Origin of the sequence: Luteimonas sp. YGD11-2, from assembly GCF_004118975.1 — a bacterium.
GTDB lineage: Bacteria > Pseudomonadota > Gammaproteobacteria > Xanthomonadales > Xanthomonadaceae > Luteimonas > Luteimonas muca.
Genome location: NZ_CP035376.1, coordinates 1,708,874 through 1,729,450 on the forward strand (window position 1 = coordinate 1,708,874; position 20,577 = coordinate 1,729,450).

General features: G+C 64.4%; 16 protein-coding genes and 2 tRNA genes. 10 read left to right on the top strand and 8 right to left on the bottom strand.

Features of this window, described 5'->3' with window-relative positions:
• The first annotated feature begins 25 nt into the window (after window positions 1–25).
• Window positions 26–2,101: a heavy metal translocating P-type ATPase gene (locus ERL55_RS07765; protein WP_241685730.1), complete on the top strand. Its 2,076-nt coding sequence runs from the start codon at window positions 26–28 to the stop codon at window positions 2,099–2,101.
• A gap of 19 nt (window positions 2,102–2,120) precedes the next feature.
• On the top strand, window positions 2,121–3,224 hold the full coding sequence (locus tag ERL55_RS07770) for a hypothetical protein (protein ID WP_164972149.1): 1,104 nt from the start codon (window positions 2,121–2,123) through the stop codon (window positions 3,222–3,224).
• A 36-nt stretch (window positions 3,225–3,260) separates the two neighbouring features.
• Here the strand turns inward: ERL55_RS07770 and ERL55_RS07775 are convergent, their stop codons facing one another.
• From ERL55_RS07775 to ERL55_RS07790, 4 genes are read right to left on the bottom strand one after another with little or no spacing between them, the layout of a single operon-like run.
• On the bottom strand, window positions 3,261–4,538 hold the full coding sequence (locus ERL55_RS07775) for a hypothetical protein (RefSeq protein ID WP_241685731.1): 1,278 nt from the start codon (window positions 4,536–4,538) through the stop codon (window positions 3,261–3,263).
• A gap of 13 nt (window positions 4,539–4,551) precedes the next feature.
• A complete protein-coding gene (locus tag ERL55_RS15145) occupies window positions 4,552–4,764 on the bottom strand; it encodes a GDCCVxC domain-containing (seleno)protein (RefSeq protein ID WP_092410672.1) in 213 nt (70 codons plus the stop codon).
• Window positions 4,757–5,044: a heavy-metal-associated domain-containing protein gene (locus ERL55_RS07785; protein WP_129135910.1), complete on the bottom strand. Its 288-nt coding sequence runs from the start codon at window positions 5,042–5,044 to the stop codon at window positions 4,757–4,759. Before ERL55_RS07785 ends, ERL55_RS15145 begins: the two co-directional genes overlap by 8 nt.
• An 8-nt stretch (window positions 5,045–5,052) precedes the next feature.
• The gene (locus ERL55_RS07790; protein WP_129135911.1) at window positions 5,053–5,409 is read right to left on the bottom strand and encodes a mercuric transporter MerT family protein; all 357 of its coding nucleotides are present in this window, start codon (window positions 5,407–5,409) and stop codon (window positions 5,053–5,055) included.
• 41 nt (window positions 5,410–5,450) lie between these two features.
• On the opposite strand from ERL55_RS07790, the gene ERL55_RS07795 reads away from it, so the two are divergent.
• Complete coding sequence (locus ERL55_RS07795; protein ID WP_129135912.1) at window positions 5,451–5,873, top strand: MerR family transcriptional regulator; 423 nt, start codon at window positions 5,451–5,453, stop codon at window positions 5,871–5,873.
• Window positions 5,874–8,133: 2,260 nt separating this feature from the next.
• Here the strand turns inward: ERL55_RS07795 and ERL55_RS07800 are convergent.
• Both ERL55_RS07800 and ERL55_RS07805 read right to left on the bottom strand, forming a co-directional pair.
• Entirely contained in the window at window positions 8,134–9,009 is an 876-nt protein-coding gene (locus tag ERL55_RS07800; RefSeq protein ID WP_129135913.1) for a TniB family NTP-binding protein, read from the bottom strand.
• Window positions 9,006–10,769: a Mu transposase C-terminal domain-containing protein gene (locus ERL55_RS07805; protein ID WP_129135914.1), complete on the bottom strand. Its 1,764-nt coding sequence runs from the start codon at window positions 10,767–10,769 to the stop codon at window positions 9,006–9,008. Before ERL55_RS07805 ends, ERL55_RS07800 begins: the two co-directional genes overlap by 4 nt.
• 393 nt (window positions 10,770–11,162) lie before the next feature.
• On the opposite strand from ERL55_RS07805, the gene ERL55_RS07810 reads away from it, so the two are divergent.
• The 6 genes from ERL55_RS07810 to ERL55_RS07835 all read left to right on the top strand — a co-directional run bounded on the left by ERL55_RS07810 (window position 11,163) and on the right by ERL55_RS07835 (window position 16,388).
• On the top strand, window positions 11,163–11,555 hold the full coding sequence (locus ERL55_RS07810; RefSeq protein WP_129135915.1) for a heavy metal-responsive transcriptional regulator: 393 nt from the start codon (window positions 11,163–11,165) through the stop codon (window positions 11,553–11,555).
• Window positions 11,552–13,912, top strand: coding sequence for a heavy metal translocating P-type ATPase (locus tag ERL55_RS07815; protein WP_129135916.1), 2,361 nt, complete (start codon window positions 11,552–11,554; stop codon window positions 13,910–13,912). Before ERL55_RS07810 ends, ERL55_RS07815 begins: the two co-directional genes overlap by 4 nt.
• Before the next feature lie 110 nt (window positions 13,913–14,022).
• Window positions 14,023–14,098: transfer RNA gene (locus tag ERL55_RS07820), tRNA-Ala, on the top strand.
• Window positions 14,099–14,141: 43 nt separating this feature from the next.
• Window positions 14,142–14,217: transfer RNA gene (locus ERL55_RS07825), tRNA-Glu, on the top strand.
• 147 nt (window positions 14,218–14,364) lie between these two features.
• Entirely contained in the window at window positions 14,365–15,726 is a 1,362-nt protein-coding gene (locus ERL55_RS07830) for an amino acid permease (RefSeq protein WP_129135917.1), read from the top strand.
• Entirely contained in the window at window positions 15,723–16,388 is a 666-nt protein-coding gene (locus tag ERL55_RS07835) for a class I SAM-dependent methyltransferase (RefSeq protein WP_206733291.1), read from the top strand. The genes ERL55_RS07830 and ERL55_RS07835 overlap by 4 nt, the downstream gene beginning before the upstream one ends.
• A 16-nt stretch (window positions 16,389–16,404) precedes the next feature.
• Here ERL55_RS07835 and ERL55_RS07840 read toward each other — a convergent pair whose 3' ends face one another.
• Both ERL55_RS07840 and ERL55_RS07845 read right to left on the bottom strand, forming a co-directional pair.
• Window positions 16,405–16,893 carry a DUF1249 domain-containing protein gene (locus ERL55_RS07840; protein WP_129135918.1) on the bottom strand — a complete coding sequence of 163 codons (489 nt, stop codon included), beginning with the start codon at window positions 16,891–16,893 and terminating at the stop codon, window positions 16,405–16,407.
• Between the two features lie 97 nt (window positions 16,894–16,990).
• On the bottom strand, window positions 16,991–17,830 hold the full coding sequence (locus ERL55_RS07845) for a pyruvate, water dikinase regulatory protein (protein ID WP_129135919.1): 840 nt from the start codon (window positions 17,828–17,830) through the stop codon (window positions 16,991–16,993).
• Window positions 17,831–17,936: 106 nt separating this feature from the next.
• On the opposite strand from ERL55_RS07845, the gene ppsA reads away from it, so the two are divergent.
• A complete protein-coding gene (ppsA, locus tag ERL55_RS07850; protein WP_129135920.1) occupies window positions 17,937–20,312 on the top strand; it encodes a phosphoenolpyruvate synthase in 2,376 nt (791 codons plus the stop codon).
• Window positions 20,313–20,577: the final 265 nt, after the last annotated feature.

Below are 20,577 nucleotides of genomic sequence, written 5' to 3' on the forward strand. Positions count from 1 at the left end.
TCAGTGCATCCAGGAAGGCAGACCCATGACGCAACACAATCATCATCATCAAGATCATCAGGCGCACGGCGAGCAACCACCGCATCCTCGCAAAGGCGCTGATGGCGACGCCCATGCCGGGCACGACAAGCATGCCGGCCACAGCGTGGCGAGCTTCCGCGACAAGTTCTGGCTCACGCTGCTGCTGACCATCCCCACGCTGATCTGGAGCGGGATGATCCAGCATTGGTTCGACTACACCGCACCACTGTTCCCGGGGTCGGCGTACATCCCAGCGGTGTTCGGCACGATCGTGTACTTCTACGGCGGCTGGCCCTTCCTGCGCGGCGGATACCACGAGCTGAGAAATCGCCTGCCGGGCATGATGACGCTGATCTCGCTTGCGATCACCGTTGCCTTCCTTTACAGCGCGTTGGTCACGCTCGGCGTTGTCGAGGGATTGGACCTGTGGTGGGAGCTGGCGACGCTGGTGGCGATCATGTTGCTCGGCCACTGGATCGAGATGCGTTCGATCAACCAGGCGCAGGGCGCTCTCAAGGAGCTCGCGAAGCTGCTGCCTGACATGGCGGTACGGTTGGATGAGGCCGGTACCGCGAAGGAAGTCCCAGTCGCGGATCTGAGGCGCGGTGACCTGCTGCTCATCAGGCCCGGCGCGAGCATTCCCGCCGACGGCGTCGTGAAGGAAGGGACCAGCGCGGTCAACGAAGCGATGATTACCGGTGAGTCCAAGCCGATGGACAAGTCGGCGGGCGACCGGGTGATCGCCGGCACCGTCAACGGGCAGGGCTCGCTGCGGGTCGAAGTGACGGGAACCGGCGACGAGACCGCGCTCGCGGGTATCATGCGGCTCGTCGAGCAGGCCCAAACGTCGCGCTCGCGTGCCCAGGCCCTGGCGGACCGGGCGGCGTTCTACCTCACCATCATCGCCATCGTCTCCGCCGCCATCACCGCCATCGTCTGGCCACTCCTCGGTCGACCCTGGAGCTTCACGATCGAGCGCGTAGTGACCGTGCTCGTGATCGCTTGTCCCCATGCGCTGGGTCTGGCCATCCCGCTGGTGACAGCCATCTCGACCACGATTGGCGCGCGGAACGGCCTGCTTGTGCGCGATCGACGCGGCCTGGAAGAGGCGCGTCTTCTGAACACGGTCGTATTCGACAAGACAGGGACGCTCACCCTCGGGTCGCATCGCGTCGTGAAGACCACCGCCGCCGAAGGATTCACCGACGACGAGGTGCTTCGCGTGGCCGCGTCGGTCCAGCGCGACGCTGAACATCCGATCGCGCAGGCGCTGATGACCAGCGCAAAGGAACATGGCATCGACGTTCCGATGTCGCAGGACTTCGAGTCCATGCCGGGACGCGGCGTGCGCGCAGTCGTCGAGGAGCGCTCGCTTCACGTTGGCGGGCCGGGTCTCTTGAGAATGCTCGCCGTCGAACCGCCGGAGACGCTTCGGCGGGCTGCCGAATCAGCGGCAGCCGATGGTCAGTCTGCAACCTACCTGGTGGAAGGCGACCGGGTGCTCGCCGTATTTGCGATCGCGGATGCCATCCGTCCCGAATCGTTCGACGCGGTCAAGCGTCTGCACAACGAAGGGCTGGAGGTTGTCCTGCTGACTGGTGATTCCACGGCGGTCGCAAACGCGGTCGCGAAGGAACTCAACATCGACACCGTCTTCGCCGAGGTATTGCCCGAGGACAAGGTGGCAAAGATCGAGGAGCTGCAGGCCCAGGGCAAGCGCGTCGCGATGGTGGGCGACGGTGTCAATGACGCTCCGGCGCTGCTCACGTCCGACGTCGGCATCGCCATCGGCACAGGGACGGACGTCGCGGTCGAGGCCGGCGACGTCGTACTCGTGCGCAGCGACCCGCGCGATGTGCCAGCGATCATCGAATTGAGCAAGGCCACCTATCGCAAGATGATCCAGAACCTGTGGTGGGCCGCCGGCTACAACATCGTCGCCATCCCTCTCGCCGCTGGCGTTCTCGCCGCATGGGGGATCCTGCTGCAACCTGCGCTTGGGGCAGTGCTCATGTCGCTGAGCACCGTCGTTGTAGCAATCAATGCGCAGTTGTTGCGCCGGGCGGTGCGGTCCCCATGAACATGATTCGGGGACACCTGTGACCACGCGCCGGCTTCTTGCACTCAACGTTGGCTCGTCCACCCTCAAGGGCGCGTCCTATCTGTTCAACACTGAGGGACACTGCGCGCAGCCTCGTCTGCTCGAGCGCTCCCGGGCCGAGATTCCAGTCGGCGTGGATGCGCAGGAGCGCCTTGCCACCCTGCTCGAGACATTGTCGGAGTCGGGGCCCGGCCCCGACGTGGTGGTGCACCGGATCGTACATGGCGGTGACCTGCGCGAGGCGCGCGAGCTCGACGAAGACGTGCTCGCGAAACTGGATGCATTGGTGCCGTTTGCACCCTTGCACCAGCCGGTAGCCCTCGCGTTCGCGCGTGCCGCCCGCCTGCGTTGGCCGCACGCGCATCAAGGCGTGGCTTTCGACACCGACTTCCACGCCTCACTCGCACCCTGGAGCCGGCGCCTGCCCCTCCCTGAAGCATGGGATGCGCTGGGCATCCGCCGCTACGGTTTCCATGGACTCGCCTTCGCCTCCGCGCTCCGCATAGTCGCCAGCCACGACGCTGGAATCCTGAAGGGCCGCGCCGTCTTCGCGCATCTGGGGGGTGGCTGCAGCGTCTGCGCCGTCGAGGACGGCCGCAGCCGCGACACCACCATGGCGCTCACTCCGCTGGGTGGAATCCCGAGCCCTACCCGCTCCGGAGATCTCGATCCCGGCGCGTTGCTGTATCTGCTGAGGCATGAACGCCTGGATGCGCAGGCGCTTGAAGATGGCCTGTACCGCAGTGCAGGCCTTGCCGGAATCGCCGGGCATGGCGACATGCGCGTGTTGCTTGCCGATCCCGGCCCGCAGGCCCAGCTCGCCGTGGAGCTCTTCGCAGTCCGGATCGCGCAGTCCATCGCGGCCATGGCCACGGGAATCGGCGGACTCGACCATGTCGTCTTTTCCGGCGGCATCGGCCATCGCGCGCCCGGTCTGCGGGCGCGGATCGTGGCGCGCCTGGGCTGGCTTGGCTTGGCGCTGGCGTCTCGCGAAAATGATGCTGGAGCCACGCGGATCGATGGCGGGAGCGGGCCAGCCATCTGGAACGCCGCGATCGATGAGGAACGCGAGCTGGCGGAATCCGCATTGGCCTGGCTGTAGTACCCGGCACACCCCCAGCGCCGGCTCCAGCCAGAATCACTCGTCGATCAGTGGCGTCGTGAGCACCGCTGCGAATCCACCACCGGGGGTGCGCATGTTCGTGGTCTGGCCCTGGTACAACCTGGCCGCGAACAACAGCACACCCGCCTCGGACGCGAAGCAGCGCACATCCGCCTTGAGGGAATGGCCCCCATGCACGATCCGCATGCTCGGTGGCGCGAAGGCCTGTGCGATGTAGGTCGCCGACGCCATCGACTCCCACGTCCGCCGGGTGAGCTTGTCGCCCCGATAACTCCCGCGACTGCCGAACCCTGCTGCAGGCTTGAAGAAATAGCCATTGCGCGCGGCCCACAGCGCATCCTGGTTCCCGGGCACAACTTCAACCGTGGGCGGGATCACCTGTGCCAACAGGGCCGTCGAACCCGCATCGACCCCGAACCGACCAAGCAGGACAGGGTCTCCCAGCACCGCAAGGTTGCGCTTGTCGGCGAACAGTGCGTGGGCACGCGGATGCGGTGTCAGCGCGACTTCCCCTGCCAGGTACGCCTGACGAAGGCCCGTATGCGAAGCTTCCTCAAGCGCGAAATCGGTCAACCGGTTGTAGACCATGTCGATCCGGCCGTGCGCATCTGCAAGCCCGTCCGGACCAAACTTCAGTTCCTCGGGTGCGCCTATCACGCAGTCCACGCCATGCTCCCGGAATGCGCCCGCGTACAGCTCGAACTCGGGGTAGAGGAACTGCTCCCGCGGGGCGCTGTCCACGATGGCCAGACGCGACGGCATACGGCCGGACTGCTGCCGGACGTCCTCCAGCCAGGCGATGATAGCCATGTTGCTAGCGTTGGCCTCCGTTGTCCAAGTGGTCCACGCATCCGGTGCGCAGGCCTGCACGGCATCGACCAGCACTGCATTGAGAAGCAGCCCGCCGGGATTGGTGTTGACCTCAATCAGCCGCGGGCCGTCGACCGTCAAGTGAAAGTCCAGCCCAAGGACTCCACCCGCCGACCCTGGCTCATGGGTCGCGATGTCGGGGGCCCATTGCAGGACGTGCTGGCGATATCGCGGATTTGCTGCGACGTCGAAGACCGTCGCCGCGACTCGCCCCATGGCGTCCAACGCTGCGCGATCAACGAACAGGGCATACGGGGAAAACAGGTGGGCGTGCACGGATGGATCGGCCGTGAACTCCGGAAAGGCGGACCGGATCGACTCGTGCAAACTGAAAACGTCAACCACTTCGCACGCACATCGCTGGTTGAGCTGCGCACCTACCGAGGTGGCACAGTCGAGATCGCAGCCTGCCTGTGCAGTCATTATCGAAGTCCGGTCAACCACAACATGAATTGTGCTGTTGGATCGGCGGGCATGGCACTGTTCCGAACGAGCAGAACACACAGCAGTCGCCTTGATTCGGCCGCAAGACCACTCCACAGCCCGTGCACTCGTAGAAAAATTGGCACGCTGTGACTGGCATTGTCTCGGTCGCCCGATGTCCGCACTCCGGACAGGTCAAGATGCTTTCTAGCTCGACGTCACTCACCGTCAGCCCGCGCATTGGCCGGGAAGCCTGCTTCTGTGACTGCGCGCGCGATTCTAGATGTATCCGTCCGGCTCGTGTCGAACGTCACCGTGACTGTTTCTGCCCGCGTGTCAACCTTCGTCTCGGTGACGCCAGGCACCTTCTCCAGCGCCTTCCTGATGGTGATGCCGCAGGCGGGACAGGTCATGTTCTCGGCATCGAACACCACGGTCACGGGCGTCGCCGCCAGGGCGGCCCCGACCGAGAGAGCAGCCACGAGGGCCAGTATCCACTTGCGCATTGCGCCTCCTACAGAATCCAGACGATGTAATAGGGAAACAGCAGCAACAGGACGATGAGGACTGTCGCCAACCAGAGCCAACGCCGCCTCCTTCGCAGGGTGTCCGGCTCGACGCAACTGCCATCCACACCGCAATGTGACGCCGGCCGATACAGCATCCAGAACGCCACCGCCAAGGACACTACGGCGGCGGCACTGAACCAAGGCCTCAAGGGATCCAGGGCCGTAAGGGTGCTGATCCAAGCGCCGCTGATCCCCATGAACACCAGTACCAGTGGCACGACGCAACAGACGGACGCGCCAATGGCGGCGATGCTCGCGCCAACGATGGCCGGAACAGAAGATTTAGCGCGAGTTGCTTGCATCCGGGCATACTAATCTCCGTACCCGGGTACGGAGTCAAGCTATGCGTCCAAACACGTTCACGATCAGCCGCTTGGCAGCGGCTGCCGATGTGCACGTCGAAACCGTGCGCTACTACCAGCGCCGCAAGCTGCTGCATCAGCCCGCGCGACCGAGCGGAGGCGTGCGTCGCTACGGCGAAAGCGACGTGAATCGGCTTCGGTTCATACGGCACGCTCAGAAGATGGGATTCAGCCTCGACGAGATCGCTGGCTTACTACAGATTACAGGCAAGCATTCTTGCGAGCAGACCCGCCAGTTGACCGAGCGAAAGCTCGTCGATGTCCGCCTACGAATCCGCGAGTTGAGGAATCTGGAGAGGGACCTCGAACAGAAGGTAGCGCGGTGCGCCCGAGTTCCGGCGGGAGAGTGCTGCCCAACGCTTGATTTTCTGAAGAGGGAAAATTGTTACACGGCAGGGAGTTAGCTCACTTTCTGGCTCTTCTATGCGAGTTCCTCCGGCCCTCCACCCACGCTCTACCTGGCGGGTGAAGGCCGCGCATCCTGACGATCCTTGGCAGCCCGATGGGTTCCGTCAACCGCCCAGAGAGACCAGCAGCGGGCATCGCCGCACACGTTTGCGACGTTTCATATGGGCTCCCTGCGCTGAATAAATCGGACGAGACGGCCGCGCCGCCGCCACCGCATCCCGACGGCCGCTTTCTGAGGCGATGTACGTTAGCCCTGATAACGGCCCCTAATCAGCCCTAACCGTCTCATGGCGAAGCGAAGGCTTCACGCGATTGAGACCCAGTGTCCCTGCTTCCGCGCACCCCACGCATCCAAGTTGAACACTGCCAACGCGCGTGGACGTGAACGCTGGCGACGTATGGTTGGTTTCAGCGTGACTTGGGACCCGTGAATGGCCGATGCCCGACGACCACCGCCTCCTCCCAACTGACCGGCGGACCGCCACGGTCATCCGCCCATTCGTACCAGCCCTGTCTGACCAGTCGGTCTGAATCAGCGCGATTTAAGCACCTGAAGCAACGCTCCAGATCCGGACGCCGGGGGAGCCCGACGGGGTGAAATGGCCCTGCACGCTCGGGGATTCGCGCGTGAGGAACGTAGCCTGCCATTTGGGCAATGACATCGGTGCGGTGGGCAGAGTTGGACCGCGGCAGAGGGCTGGAAGTCCAACGAGCGATTACTGCTTCAGCACATACGTTAACCATATGGCGGCACGCGTTTGGCGCTCGAAGAAAGCGCTTCGTTAGACCTCCATCGAAATAGGATTGAAACTGGCGACAAAGGGAGAAGGCGAGGGACCAATACAAGCGTTCCAATTGCACTGCTGTATAACCCAATGGTCGCCAGTCGACAGATTCAGCCGGATCGGCATCCAATGCTGCTTCCAAGCAGCCCGCTCTCGGCTCACACCGAAACCAATACCCGGTCCGTTGACCCGTTCTAGCCCGCCTGAGCATGAAGTGCACGCTAGCGCATCGGCGCCCGTAACGCCTTGAGGCAAGCAAGGAAGCCAATGACGAGAGCGTGTATCGCACGTCCAGGTCGTGAAGCTGTTGTCCGTGCTTGGCACAGGTCGTGCGCCAACCGATTGCCCACGCCCTTCGCCGGTAGAAGGGAATACCTTCCGATGCATCCCCGATCAGACAATGGGGGCAGATCAGGGTGCGCCAACATGCTGGAATTACACGAGGGCACGGTGCAATGGCAGCGTGCAGAAGGATCTTCTCGAACCGTTCCAAAGACCGTGGCACCTCGACCACTCCAAAGTCTGGATCGCTACCCCACCATCGCGACGGCCCCCGCAGATGCTCCTTAACCCGCGCCCGTAAGCACCATGAACTTAAAGTTTCATCAGGCAAGACGCAAGGAAGCTCGGTCGCGCTTTGAGAAGATTCCAGCACAATGTGCGAGTCACGTCCCATGCATGCCTGCCAGCGCACGCTGAAAACGTTCTGGTGTCCAACGGCGGTTAAACCATTCTAGCGCTGACTCGGGCAACCCGACCGGCCCATTGGCGCCGTGGGCAATGGCACGCCAACTCCCATGGGCCGAGACCAGCACAGACAGGCGATCACAGGGCGACAATGCTCCCAACCGGAGCGGCTGGCCTGGCGGCCACTGCTGGCGATAATCAGGCAGTCGTGGAAACCCAATGGGTAAATCAGGACTTCGGTACGCAGCCACACATCCACCGTGGAGGCCCGTCCAATTCCGGAAAAAACGCCGCGGTGAGATCATGTCGAAGCATCGCTTCAACAGCTCCGACTTGGCCCTCGATCCACTCAGAGAGCCACAACAGCAACGGCTCCCTCTTTGGAACCTCAGCGACGATCCCGTCCCCGTAACTCAGCCAGAGTCCGTGTACCGGACAAACCAAGCAGCGAGAATCTAAGAATCGGGTCAACTGAGGCAATTTCCGCGGGCCGTCGCGACAGGTCGCGCAGCGGACGCAATGCATGGTGCGCAGCGCAGGGAAAACCCGCCAACGCACCGGGACAAGCGAGATGTCCATCAGGTCGTGGGGAAATCCGGCCCAGGCTCTGCCGCTGGTAAGCCGTCCTCTCTCGGGCTCGGCTGGATTGCCGCCCACTAGGCGCGCCCACAAGCTCGGACTCATGTTGGAACGTAGACGCGCCCGCGCTAACCAACTACTAGGACATTCTCCAAGGTAAGGCTCAGGCAACGCGGGCAAGTCCTCAAACATGGCCGCGGGACCACTACCCTATCCCACCATCCGGGGGGAATGGGGACTCCATTACCGACCTGAGGCCCTGCGCCGTGATGTTCGGTTCGCCACTAATAAACGCGGCGCGGCAAGCGTCACGCAGAACTTCAAGAATCAACGAGCTCGTCAGTTCCTCTCGCGCCAGAAGTGTTCGAACCATGCCTGGGCTCGCGAGAAAGGAGGGCTCACTAAAGGGAAGCTGGCGTTCGACGGCATCAAGAAAACTCCTAAGCTCATCGGATTCGCGCCAAACACGCACCTCTACAACATGGAATCGAGAAGCGAGTTGTTCGTCGGCGTGCAGAGCCAATTTCAAACGAGGCGTGGTTGCTACCCCTACCGTTATACCTTGGTTAGTTATACTTTTTATGAAAGCGAGAGCGCACTGCTGAGAAAGGCGTGACCCATTGAGTATGTTTCCCATCTCGTCAAACAGCAATTGACGAACGCAACAGGCTTTCAAGACCTCCAACACGTCTCGAGAAGAGTACCGATCGTTTGGTTCAAGCCCCGGCAGGCAAGCGGTCACGATTGCCTTCTGTAAATGCCGGAGCTCGCCATCCTCCGGCATCTCAATCAAGACGACCTCACGTCTAAGCAATCCATTCTCGTCGCGCACGGGCGAGAACTGCTCAATGTACTGTTTCAAGACACGACTCTTCCCCATTCCGGGAAGCGCTACGATATGAACATTCTTTGGGCGATCGACGCCGTAGTATTGGCGTCGCAAGTAGCTCAACCACTGCAACGCCGCGATGCAGTCATGCGTCGGAATAAAAGACTGCTTCGACACAAAAGCACTGCGATCTGCTGCACTGCCTCTCAGCACTGCGCGTGCGGGCTCGCTCAATTCATCTTCCCAAGTCATCGGACTTTCGCCAATGAAGGATCCAGAACGTTGGCCGGTTTACTGTAATCAATCTTTGAGCATTCTTCACTCGTGCGCCGCGGACGCGCTTCCTGACGCCTTCTAGCTTCCCGGGAGCTAGCAGCGGCCTCATCCTCAATGCGACGCTGGGTGATGACGGCGTCTGCAACCTGGTTTTCATGCCGTCCGTCACTTACGCCAGCCACCTTCTTCAGTCGCTTGGCGTGCCGCATCTCGGCATGAGAGAATGCGGGAATTGTTCGGTCCGCCAAGGGAATCTCGAGGTAACTGCCTGCGTGACTGAGCCACACGTGAGTCAGATCGTCCTGACGATAGGAGACTCGCATTTTGCTCTTGGAATTTATCAGGGGCGTGAGCGCCGGATCCCAATAGGTGAGACCGAAGAGCTTAATCCCTTCGCGGGTGACTTGGCGGGTTTTAAATGGAAGAAATCCGAGCACGAACTCCTTCTTGTCCGCCATGATTGCGGGTAGGCGAGGACTTCCTGACTCGTCGGTAAAGTGCTCCTCCCATACGGCCGCCGGCGAACGCGGCGCCAGTCCTTTGTGTTCATTGTGATAGTAGCGCTGGGCAATCTCGGTCGCGACCCACTCTTTGAGCTCTGTCATAGTGAGAGCGGCGCGCTTCTGAGAGTCATAACCTCTCCGCTTCACTGTGTTAGAGAAGGTCGTACCCGGGAGCAAATGAACCTTGCCCATCATGGTGCCGATGTATCTTTCGATGTACGCCCCCCAATGCGGCTTCCTGACCGGTCGAAGGACCGTTTTAATACCGCGCCGCTCGCACTGAATCTGTATGGATTTCGCCTGGAACGTCCAGGCGTTATCCCAATGGAGCGCCTCGGGCTTCCCGTACACCGGATAGCTGAAGGTCAACCCTAAGCCGCGTAGGTACGACCTCTTGGGAAAACAGGCGTGCTCAATGCAAAGACTAACGGATGTTTGAGTGGGCACATCCAGCGATAAGTACCAGCCAATCACGGCTCTTGTGAATACATCGATGGCCAACGTAATCCATGGATGCCCGATCTCTTGACGCGTTGCTTCCGTTACGACAATCACGTCAACGAGCGCATGGTCCACCTGCACTACCTGTAGGGGCCTCACGACTACCAGCCCCTTACTCGAGGGTTTCTGGAGGGCGTCCGCAATCTCGCGCCCTCTGCGCTTGACTAACATCGCGTAGGGGTCTTTCCCCTTGATTCGTGCGTCGACTGCAGTTCTGCTGGGCGCCGGGAGTTTGGCCAGTATGCAGCGAGTACGTATCTCCTCGCAGAGGTCACTTACCCTGGGCTGCTCTCGCTTCAAATAGAAGGTTTCAATGGCCTCGTCAATGATACGCTCGACACCCGAACACAGGCGGCGGCTGCCGACCGCAGGACCGCGTCGACCGTTGAGCTGGGCCTGCGGAATCGGGTTGTTCCGATACTTTTCGTAATGCCGAACAACTGTCCGAACAGTGACTTTCATGCGCTCCGCGATACGTTGGCAAGCCAAGGACGAGCCGCCCGCCATCGCAAGTTCCTCTAACGCAGCCACCCACTCTGCAGCGCGCAACTCATCCTCGGGGTCCGCGTCCGCCGGTGTTGGAAGGCGGATTTCGGCCACCAAATGAGCGTAAGGAGATAAGTCATCAACCCCAACCCAATGCGTCTCGCGCGCGCCCAGCGGCTGTATCAGGATCTTGTCGGCCCCGCTAACGCTGATAATGCGTGACGCGCGCCCGTTCCAGACAGCCATCTCGCCAATGCTGACTGACAGGTCTTTCTCAACATAGCCGCTTTGCAGCGTAGGTCTCACAGTAAGGCGTGTTATGGGTGGCGCGTAGAAATTGCACCACACGGAGATCCTGCTCCCTTCTACGTGACAGAACGCTTAAGATCCAGTTCTGAGCCGTGAAGTCTCTTGGCCCAATGCGAAGATGGCTCACTGGCGCGTTGCGCTTTTGCTCAAGTTGCTGTCATGTCCGTGAGATTTCTTTAATTGGTGACAAACGGTGCGTCATTGTGGGACGCCGTCGGCCAAACCATTGCAAGTTGCTGATTTAATGCAAAAAACCAAACGACATTATTTAGGAAATCCAACACCTCACTCCAGGGTCGATACTGCCCCGCACCAGACCTGGAGGTTCCCATGCAGATCGGCCAACTCAGCAAGCGCACGGGTGTGCCTGTCGACACGATCCGGTACTACGAACGCAATGGCCTGCTACCGCCACCGGTGCGGCGTGCGTCCGGCTATCGCAGCTACCGGGATTCCGATGCGCAGCGGCTCGCTTTTATCCGTCGTGGCAAGGACATGGGATTCACGCTTCAGGAAATACGTGAGCTGATGGCGCTGTCCGGTGGCACCGATATCGCCGCGGTACGTGCCGCGGCGCAGGACAAGCTCGCCGATGTCGACCGCCGGCTGTCCGAGCTGCAACGCATCCGTGCCGGTCTGGCCGTCCTCGTGGACACCTGCCCGGGCCGGGGCCAGGCCGACCAGTGCCCGATCCTCGGTGCCCTGCATGGAGACACGCCATGAGTTGCCACCACACACCGCAGGCGGCGCCAGCCGCCGACGACGGCAAGGTCATCGATCCGGTCTGCGGGATGCGCGTCGATCCGGCATCCACGCCGCACCACGCCGACCACGCCGGCATCCGCTATCACTTCTGCGCGGCACGCTGCCGCGAGCGCTTCATGGCGGACCCCGAACGCTTCCTGGCGCCGACGTCAGAAACCATGCCGGAGGCGCCGGCGCCTGCCGGAGCGGTCTGGATCTGCCCGATGGACCCCGAGATCCGCCAGGACCATCCCGGCACCTGCCCGATCTGCGGGATGGCGCTGGAACCCGAGATGCCGACGCTCGACGACGGCCCCAGCCCCGAACTTGCGGATTTCCGCCGGCGCTTCTGGTGGACCCTGCCGCTGAGCGCCGCGGTCATGGTGCTCTCCATGGGCGGCCACTATCTCGATGGGCTTTCCGCCGCCGCGCGCACCTGGCTGGAACTGGTGCTGGCCACGCCGGTGGTGCTGTGGGCCGGGTGGCCGTTCCTGCAGCGCTGCGTGCAGTCGATCCGCAACCGCAGCCCCAACATGTGGACGCTGATCGGTATCGGCGTCAGCGCGGCGTTCGCCTACAGCGTGGTCGCCACGGTCGCGCCGGGGCTGTTTCCCGATTCGTTCCGCGAGCACGGCCGGGTCGGTGTCTACTTCGAGGCGGCGGCGGTGATCGTGTCACTCACCCTGCTCGGCCAGCTGCTGGAACTGCGCGCGCGCGACCGGACGTCTTCCGCCATCCGCGCCCTGCTCGGCCTTGCGCCGAAGACGGCACGGCGCCTGCGCGACGATGGCAGCGAGGAGGACATCGAACTCACACATGTGCATGTCGGTGACCGCCTCCGCGTGCGCCCCGGCGAAAAAGTGCCGGTCGACGGCAGCGTGCTCGAGGGCGGTTCCCACGTCGACGAATCGATGCTGAGCGGCGAACCGGTGCCGGTGTTCAAGCAGGCGGGCGACCCGGTGATCGGGGCGACGATGAACACCTCGGGCAGCCTGGTGATCCGCGCCGAGAAGGTCGGGTCTGCCACCGTGCTGGCGCAGATCGTGCAGCTGGTGGCCCAGGCGCAACGCTCGCGGGCACCGATGCAGCGCATGGCCGACACCGTCGCACGCTGGTTCGTGCTGGCGGTACTGGCCGTGGCCGTCGTGAGCTTCTTCGTCTGGGGGTTCACCGGGCCGGAGCCGTCGTGGACCTACGCCATCCTCACGTCGGTGTCGGTGCTGATCATCGCCTGCCCCTGTGCGCTCGGCCTGGCAACGCCGATGTCGGTGATGGTGGCCACCGGACGCGCCGCGCAGGCCGGTGTGCTGTTCCGCGACGCCGAGGCGATCGAGAACTTCCGCCGCATCGATACGCTCGTCGTCGACAAGACCGGCACGCTCACCGAAGGCCGGCCGGTGTTCCGGGAAACGGTGCCGGTCGCGGGCTGGACGCACGACGAGGTGCTGCGCATTGCCGCGAGCATCGACCAGGGCAGCGAGCATCCGCTGGCCGAGGCGATCGTCGCGGAAGCCCGCAAGCGCGATCTGGCATTGGAAACGCCGCAGGGCTTCGAGTCATCGACCGGCATCGGCGTGCGCGGCCACGTGGCCGGACGCGCGATCGCACTCGGCAACACCGCGCTGATGGCCGAGCAGGGTGTCGACCCTGCCCCGCTGGCCGCACCCGCCGAAGCCTTGCGGGCCGAGGGCGCCAGCGTGATGTTCCTGGCCGTCGATGGCGCACTTGCCGGGCTCGTCGCCGTGGCCGATCCGGTCAAGGCCTCGACGCCGGAAGCGATCGCGGCACTGCGTGGCCTCGGGCTGCGCATCGTCATGGCCACCGGCGACGGCGGGACCACCGCGCGTGCGGTCGCGCGCAGCCTCGGCATCGACGAGGTGCATGGCGAGGTGCGGCCGCAGGACAAGGTCGCACTGGTCGAGCGCCTGAAGTCAGAGGGCCGGCGCGTGGCGATGGCCGGTGATGGCATCAACGACGCGCCTGCGCTGGCGGCGGCGGATATCGGCGTGGCGATGGGTACCGGCACCGACGTGGCGATGTCGAGCGCCCAGGTCACCCTGGTCAAGGGCGACCTGCGTGGCATCGTCCGCGCGCGTGCGCTGTCGGAAGCCACGGTGTCGAACATGAAGCAGAACCTCGGCTTCGCCTTCGTCTACAACGCGGTCGGCGTGCCGATTGCTGCAGGCGTGCTCTACCCCGTCTTCGGCATCCTGCTCAGTCCGATGCTGGCCGCGCTGGCGATGAGCCTGAGTTCGGTCTCGGTGATCGGCAACGCATTGCGTCTGCGGGTGCGAACGCCTGCTGCAGGCGACGAGGCCGACGCATCCGCACGCTGATCGCGGCCGTTCCACGTGCTCGACGTGCACACGCACGCGTGCGAAACAAAATTCACAAAACCTGTTGCGCTTCCCGGAGGGCCTCCTTACAATTCCGCTCCCGACACAACGGGGCCATAGCTCAGCTGGGAGAGCGCCTGCATGGCATGCAGGAGGTCGGCGGTTCGATCCCGCCTGGCTCCACCACGGTACGCACCACAGGCCGGTGCAAACGTGTTCGCAGTACCACGTCCCTATCGTCTAGAGGCCTAGGACACCACCCTTTCACGGTGGCGACCGGGGTTCGAATCCCCGTAGGGACGCCAAGCGAACACGACGAACGACGCCCGCAACCGCGGGCGTTTTTCGTTTTGTGCCGATTAACGGATTTCCAATCCGTTGCCTGCTCCAATCGCGGGTCGACGTGCAGTGCACCCCGCCGTGCATCGAACGCCCCGCGACCCTGGAGCAGCATGCCACCCGATCCCAAGGCCGCTGCGGCCACCACCGCCGCACATGACCCGCGCCCCACCCTGGGGCCGGCCGCTGCATTCGCCATCACCATCGGCATCGTGGTCGGTGCCGGCATCTTCCGCACGCCGTCGCTGGTTGCAGGGGCATCGTCGAGCGGGGCGATGATGCTCATCGCGTGGCTGGTCGGCGGTGCGCTGTCGGTGGTCGGTGCCCTCTGCTACGCCGAACTCGCCACCACGTACCCGCAGGCCGGTGGCGACTACGCATACCTGCGCCGTGCCTACGGCAGGCGGCCCGCGTTCCTCTATGCATGGGCACGGCTGACGGTCATCCAGACCGGCTCGATCGTGCTGCTGGCCTATGTCATCGGCGACTACATGCAGCAGCTGTTCGACCTCGGCCCGTGGTCGTCGTCGCTCTATGCCGCCGCCACCGTCGTGGTGCTGACCGCGGTGAACTGGTGGGGCGTGCGCCAGGGCACGACGGTGCAGAACGTGCTCACGGCGGTGGAGATCGCAGGGGTGCTGCTCATCATCGTCGCGGGCCTGCTGTTCGCGCCCGCGGCGGCCCCCACGCACTTCGGCGGCGGCGCCGACGGCAGCTCCCTCGGGCTGGTGCTGGTGTTCGTGCTGCTGACCTACGGCGGCTGGAACGAGGCGGTCTACATCACCTCGGAAGTGCGCGATGCGCGGCGCTGGATGCCGCGCATCCTGGTCCTCAGCCTGATCGTGATCGCGGCCCTCTACCTGCTGGTCAACCTCGCCTACCTGCGCGTGCTGGGCCTCGGCGGCATGGCCGCATCCGATGCGGTGGCGGCGGACCTGGTGCGTGCCGCGTTCGGGCCGACGGGTTCAGCCGTGATGAGCGCGATCGTGGTGGCCGCCGCGCTGACGTCGGCCAACGCCACCATGATCACCGGCGCGCGCAGCGTGTACGCGGTCGGCCGTGATTTCCCGGCGCTCGGCTTCATCGGCCGCTGGGACCGGCAGCACGGCACCCCGCGCGCGGCGATGCTCGCGCAGGGCGTGCTGTCGTTGCTGCTTGTCGGCCTCGCCGCCACCGCCATCGATGGCTTCCGCACTGCGGTCGAGTACACGGCGCCGGTGTTCTGGCTGTTCTTCCTGCTGGTCGGGCTGTCGCTGTTCGTGCTGCGCAGGCGCGACCCCGGGCGCGAACGCCCCTTCCGCGTGCCGCTGTATCCCGTGTTGCCGCTGCTGTTCTGCGCGACCAGCGCCTACCTGCTGTACTCCAGTCTGGCGTATACAGGCATGGGCGCACTCGTCGGCGTCGGCGTACTGGCGCTGGGCGGGGTGCTGCTGCTGTTCCTCGAACCGTCCACCCGCACCCAGGAGTCACCATGAGCTTCCCGAAGACACTCGCCGGTCTGCTGCTGTGCCTGCCCCTGGTGGCAGCCTGCGCGGACGAGGCAACACCGGCCGAACGCACCAGCGACGCCGCGATGACCGCCACCGCCGACGCGCAGGACATGCAGCCCGTCTCCGCCGCCACCGAACCGCCCTCCCCCTATGCCGAAGTCGACATCCCGAAACCCAGCCGCGAACCCGACGTGATCTACGTCCCCACCCCGCAGCCGGTGGTGGACGCGATGCTGGAACTGGCAGGGGTGGACTCCAACGACATCCTCTACGACCTCGGCTCCGGCGATGGCCGCATCCCGGTCACCGCCGCACAGAAGCATGGCATCCGCGCCGTCGGCATCGACATCAACCCGATCCGCATACGCGAGGCGAACGCCAACGCCGAGAAGGCCGGCGTGACCGACCTGGTGGAGTTCCGCGAGGAGGATCTGTTCGAGACCGACATCAGCGAGGCCACGGTGGTCACGCTGTACCTGCTGCAGAGCCTCAACGTACGCCTGCGGCCGAAGCTGCTGAGCGAACTCAGGCCCGGCACCCGCATCGTCAGCCACGCGTTCGACATGGCCAACGAGTGGGAGCCCGAAGAGACCCGCGCCGTCGGCGACAGCAGCATGATCTACCTGTGGACGGTGCCCGAGCGCTGAGGCGCGGGGCTTGCGGTCAGGCTTCGGCGAGCGGTTCCGCTTCGCCGGCCGGCACCAGCGTGGCCACGCCGTGGCCGCGCTCGGCCAGGTACTGCAGCCATTTGCCGAGGAAGGTGTTCATCCGCATGCGGTGACCGATCACCTCGGCCGGCGGCGGGAACATGCCGATGACGTCCTGCCAGCGGCGCCCCACGTAACAGTGCGTGGCCTCGACCTGGCGGGCGTCGCGGTACAGGCGCAGATAGGCGGAGGGATCGGGCTCTCCGGTGAGCGGATCGACCAGCCCGTACGACAACCGCAGCTCGGTGGTGTAGCGGTGCTGGTCGAGCACGTCCAGGTGCACATCCAGACCATCGCCGATGCTCGACAGGTAACGCCCGGGGGCAAGCTCGCCCGGCTCGAACAGCCGCACCAGGCGCTGGTGGTTCTCGGCGTACAGGCCCATCAGCCAGCCGAGGCGGCCGAGACGGGGGATGCGGGGCTGGCGGAGCATCAATCGGGACATGGATCGATCCTACACGCCGGATCGCCAACGTTGGCCGCACGGGGCACGCCGCACCTGAGCCCGCCGTTCATGGGGTTCAGGAAATGCGGAGCGCCGGTCAGAACATCTCGCGGTTGATGTCGAGGTCCTCGAGGATGCGGCTGGAGATCTCCTCGATCGATGCATGCGTGGTGCTCAGGATCGGGATCCGCTCCATGCGCAGCATCGTCTCGGCCGCGGCCACCTCGCTGCGGCAGGTCTCGAGTTTTGCGTAGTGCGAATTGGGCCGGCGCTCCTGGCGGATCTGGTGCAGGCGCTGCGGATCGATCGTCAGCCCGTAGAGCTTGGAACGGTACGGGCGCAGCCGTGGCGGCAGCCGGTCCGATTCCAGGTCCTCCTCGGTGAGCGGGTAGTTGGCTGCACGGATGCCGTAGTGCAGGGCCAGGTACACGCAGGTCGGCGTCTTGCCGGCGCGCGACACCGCCACCAGGATCACGTCGGCCTCGTCGTAGTTCAGCGCGATGCCGTCGTCGTGCGCCAGCGCGAAGTTCATCGCGTTGATGCGCCGGTGGTAGGTGTCGAAGTCCACCATCCCGTGCGCGCGGCCGACCCGCGACTCGCGCGCCACCCCAAGCTCCACTTCCATCGGCGCGATGAACGGTGCGAACACGTCGAGGATCAGCGCACCACTGCGCGCCAGGGCGGCGTTGATGGCCGGGTCCACGCAGGAACTCACCACGATCGGCCGGTAGCCGTGGTGCTCGCACGCGCGCCCGATCTCGGCCACTGCCTGCTCCGCCTTTTCGACGCTGTCGACGAAGGGGATGCGGTCGGTGACAAAGCGGAAGCCCACGAACTGCGTCAGCAGGCTGTGGCCGATGGTCTCGGCGGTGATCCCGGTACCGTCGGACACGTAGAACACCGGCCGCACCGGGGAATGGTTCGAGTCCTGGGCCATCTTTACTCCGCGCCAATGTTCGCGGGGGCTAAAATAGCGCCTTCGCCGGGCCGCGTCCCGCGCGACACCCGCTTCGCCTTCCGAAAACACCCATGGAGAGCCTCCCTTGAGCGCCAATATCCTCTGGCTGCACGACCTGCGACTCGGCGACCTCGCCCAGGTCGGCGGCAAGAACTCCTCGCTTGGCGAGATGATCGGCAACCTGGCCCAGCTCGGCGTTTCGGTGCCGGGCGGATTCGCCACCACCGCCGATGCGTTCAAGGACTTCATCGCCCACAACAACCTGCACCAGCGCATCTTCGACCGCCTGGCCACGCTGGATGTCGAGGATGTCACCGCGCTGACCGCCGCCGGTGGCGAGATCCGTGGCTGGGTGATCGAGGCGCCGCTGCAGCCGGGCCTGGAGCAGGACATCCGCACCGCCTACGCGAAGCTGTGCGCCGACAACGGCGGTGGCGAGGTCGCGGTGGCGGTGCGCTCTTCAGCGACGGCCGAGGATCTGCCCGATGCCTCGTTCGCCGGCCAGCAGGAAACCTTCCTCAACGTCACCGGCGCCGACGACGTCGTGGTCAAGGTCAAGGAGGTCTTCGCCAGCCTCTACAACGACCGCGCGATCGCCTATCGCGTGCATCACGGCTTCAAGCACGAGGACGTGTTCCTGTCGGCCGGCGTGCAGCTGATGGTGCGTTCGGACTGTGGCGCCTCGGGCGTGCTGTTCACCCTCGACACCGAATCCGGCTTCCGCGACGTGGTGTTCATCACCTCGAGCTACGGGCTGGGCGAGAACGTCGTGCAGGGCGCGGTCAATCCCGACGAGTTCTATGTCTACAAGCCCACGCTGCGGCAGGGCAAGCCGGCGATCCTGCGCCGCTCGCTGGGCGCCAAGCAGATCCGCATGGTCTATTCCGACCAGCCGGGCGAGCGCGTGCGCAACGAGGACACCCCCGCCGCGCTGCGTGCGAAGTTCTCGATCACCGACGAGGATGTGCAGGAACTCGCACGCCAGGCGCTGACCATCGAGCAGCACTACGAGCGGCCGATGGACATCGAGTGGGCAAAGGATGGCGTCAGCGGCAAGCTGTTCATCGTGCAGGCGCGCCCGGAAACGGTGAAGTCGCGCGGCAAGGCCACGCAGATCGAGCGCTACACGCTGGGCCAGCGCGGCCCGGTGGTCACCGAAGGCCGTGCGATCGGCCAGAAGATCGGCTCAGGCGTTGCCCGCGTGGTGCGTTCGCTCGACGACATGCACAAGGTGCAGCCGGGCGACGTGCTGGTCGCCGATATGACCGATCCGGACTGGGAGCCGGTGATGAAGCGCTCCGCGGCGATCGTCACCAACCGGGGTGGCCGCACCTGCCACGCCGCGATCATCGCCCGCGAGCTGGGCGTACCCGCCGTGGTCGGCACCGGCAACGCGCTGGACAGCATCAAGGATGGCCAGATGGTCACCGTGAGCTGCGCCGAAGGTGATACCGGCATCATCTACGACGGCGAGCTGCCCTTCGAACGCACGACGACCGACCTGTCGTCGATGCCGGAAGCACCGCTCAAGATCATGATGAACGTCGCCAACCCGGAACGCGCCTTCGACTTCGGCCAGCTGCCCAACGCCGGCATCGGCCTGGCGCGCCTGGAGATGATCATCGCCAGCCATATCGGCGTGCATCCGCGTGCGCTGCTGGAATACGACCGCCAGGATGCGAAGACGAAGGCGGCCATCGACGAGCGCATTGCCGGCTACGCCGATCCGGTGTCGTTCTACGTCGACCGCCTCGCCGAGGGCATCGCCACGCTGACGGCCTCGGTGGCACCGAACCCGGTCATCGTGCGCATGTCCGACTTCAAGTCGAACGAATACGCCAACCTGCTCGGCGGCCGCCAGTACGAGCCGGAGGAAGAAAACCCGATGATCGGCTTCCGCGGCGCCAGCCGCTATGTCGATCCTTCGTTCGCACCCTCCTTCGCGCTCGAGTGCCGGGCGGTCAAGCGCGTGCGCGAGGACATGGGGCTGGACAACCTCTGGGTGATGATCCCGTTCGTGCGCACGCTGGGCGAAGGCCGCAAGGTGCTCGACGTGCTGGCACAGAACGGCCTCAAGCAGGGTGACAACGGGCTCAAGGTCATCATGATGTGCGAGGTGCCGTCGAATGCACTGCTGGCCGACGAGTTCCTCGACATGTTCGACGGCTTCTCGATCGGCTCCAACGACATGACCCAGCTGACCCTCGGGTTGGATCGCGATTCGGCGATCGTCGCCGGGCTGTTCGACGAGCGCGACCCTGCCGTCAAGAAGATGCTGTCGATGGCGATCCAGGCGGCACGGCGCCGTGGCAAGTACATCGGCATCTGCGGCCAGGGCCCGAGCGACCATCCGGACCTTGCGGAGTGGTTGATGCAGGAAGGCATCGAGTCGGTCTCGCTCAATCCGGACACGGTGGTCGACACCTGGCTGCGGCTGGCGAAGCTCAAGGCGCAGGGCTGATTCCACTGCGGTGACAGGTGTGCAAAAAGGCCGGGGCCTGCAAGGGCTCCGGCTTTTTTTTGTGACTTCCCTGTTGATCGTGCGGGTGCACAGCGACTTCCGGGCGGCCCACCACGGACGCAGGGGGATGCCCAGCCGGATATCTCCGCGTCCTGCTACCACATCCGGCCGCCGGCCATCCATGGCCGGCTCTGGACATCCCCCTGCATCCGCGTCGGGCCCTGACCTGTCATCGCGTCGGGACGAGATCAATTGCAAAGGGCAG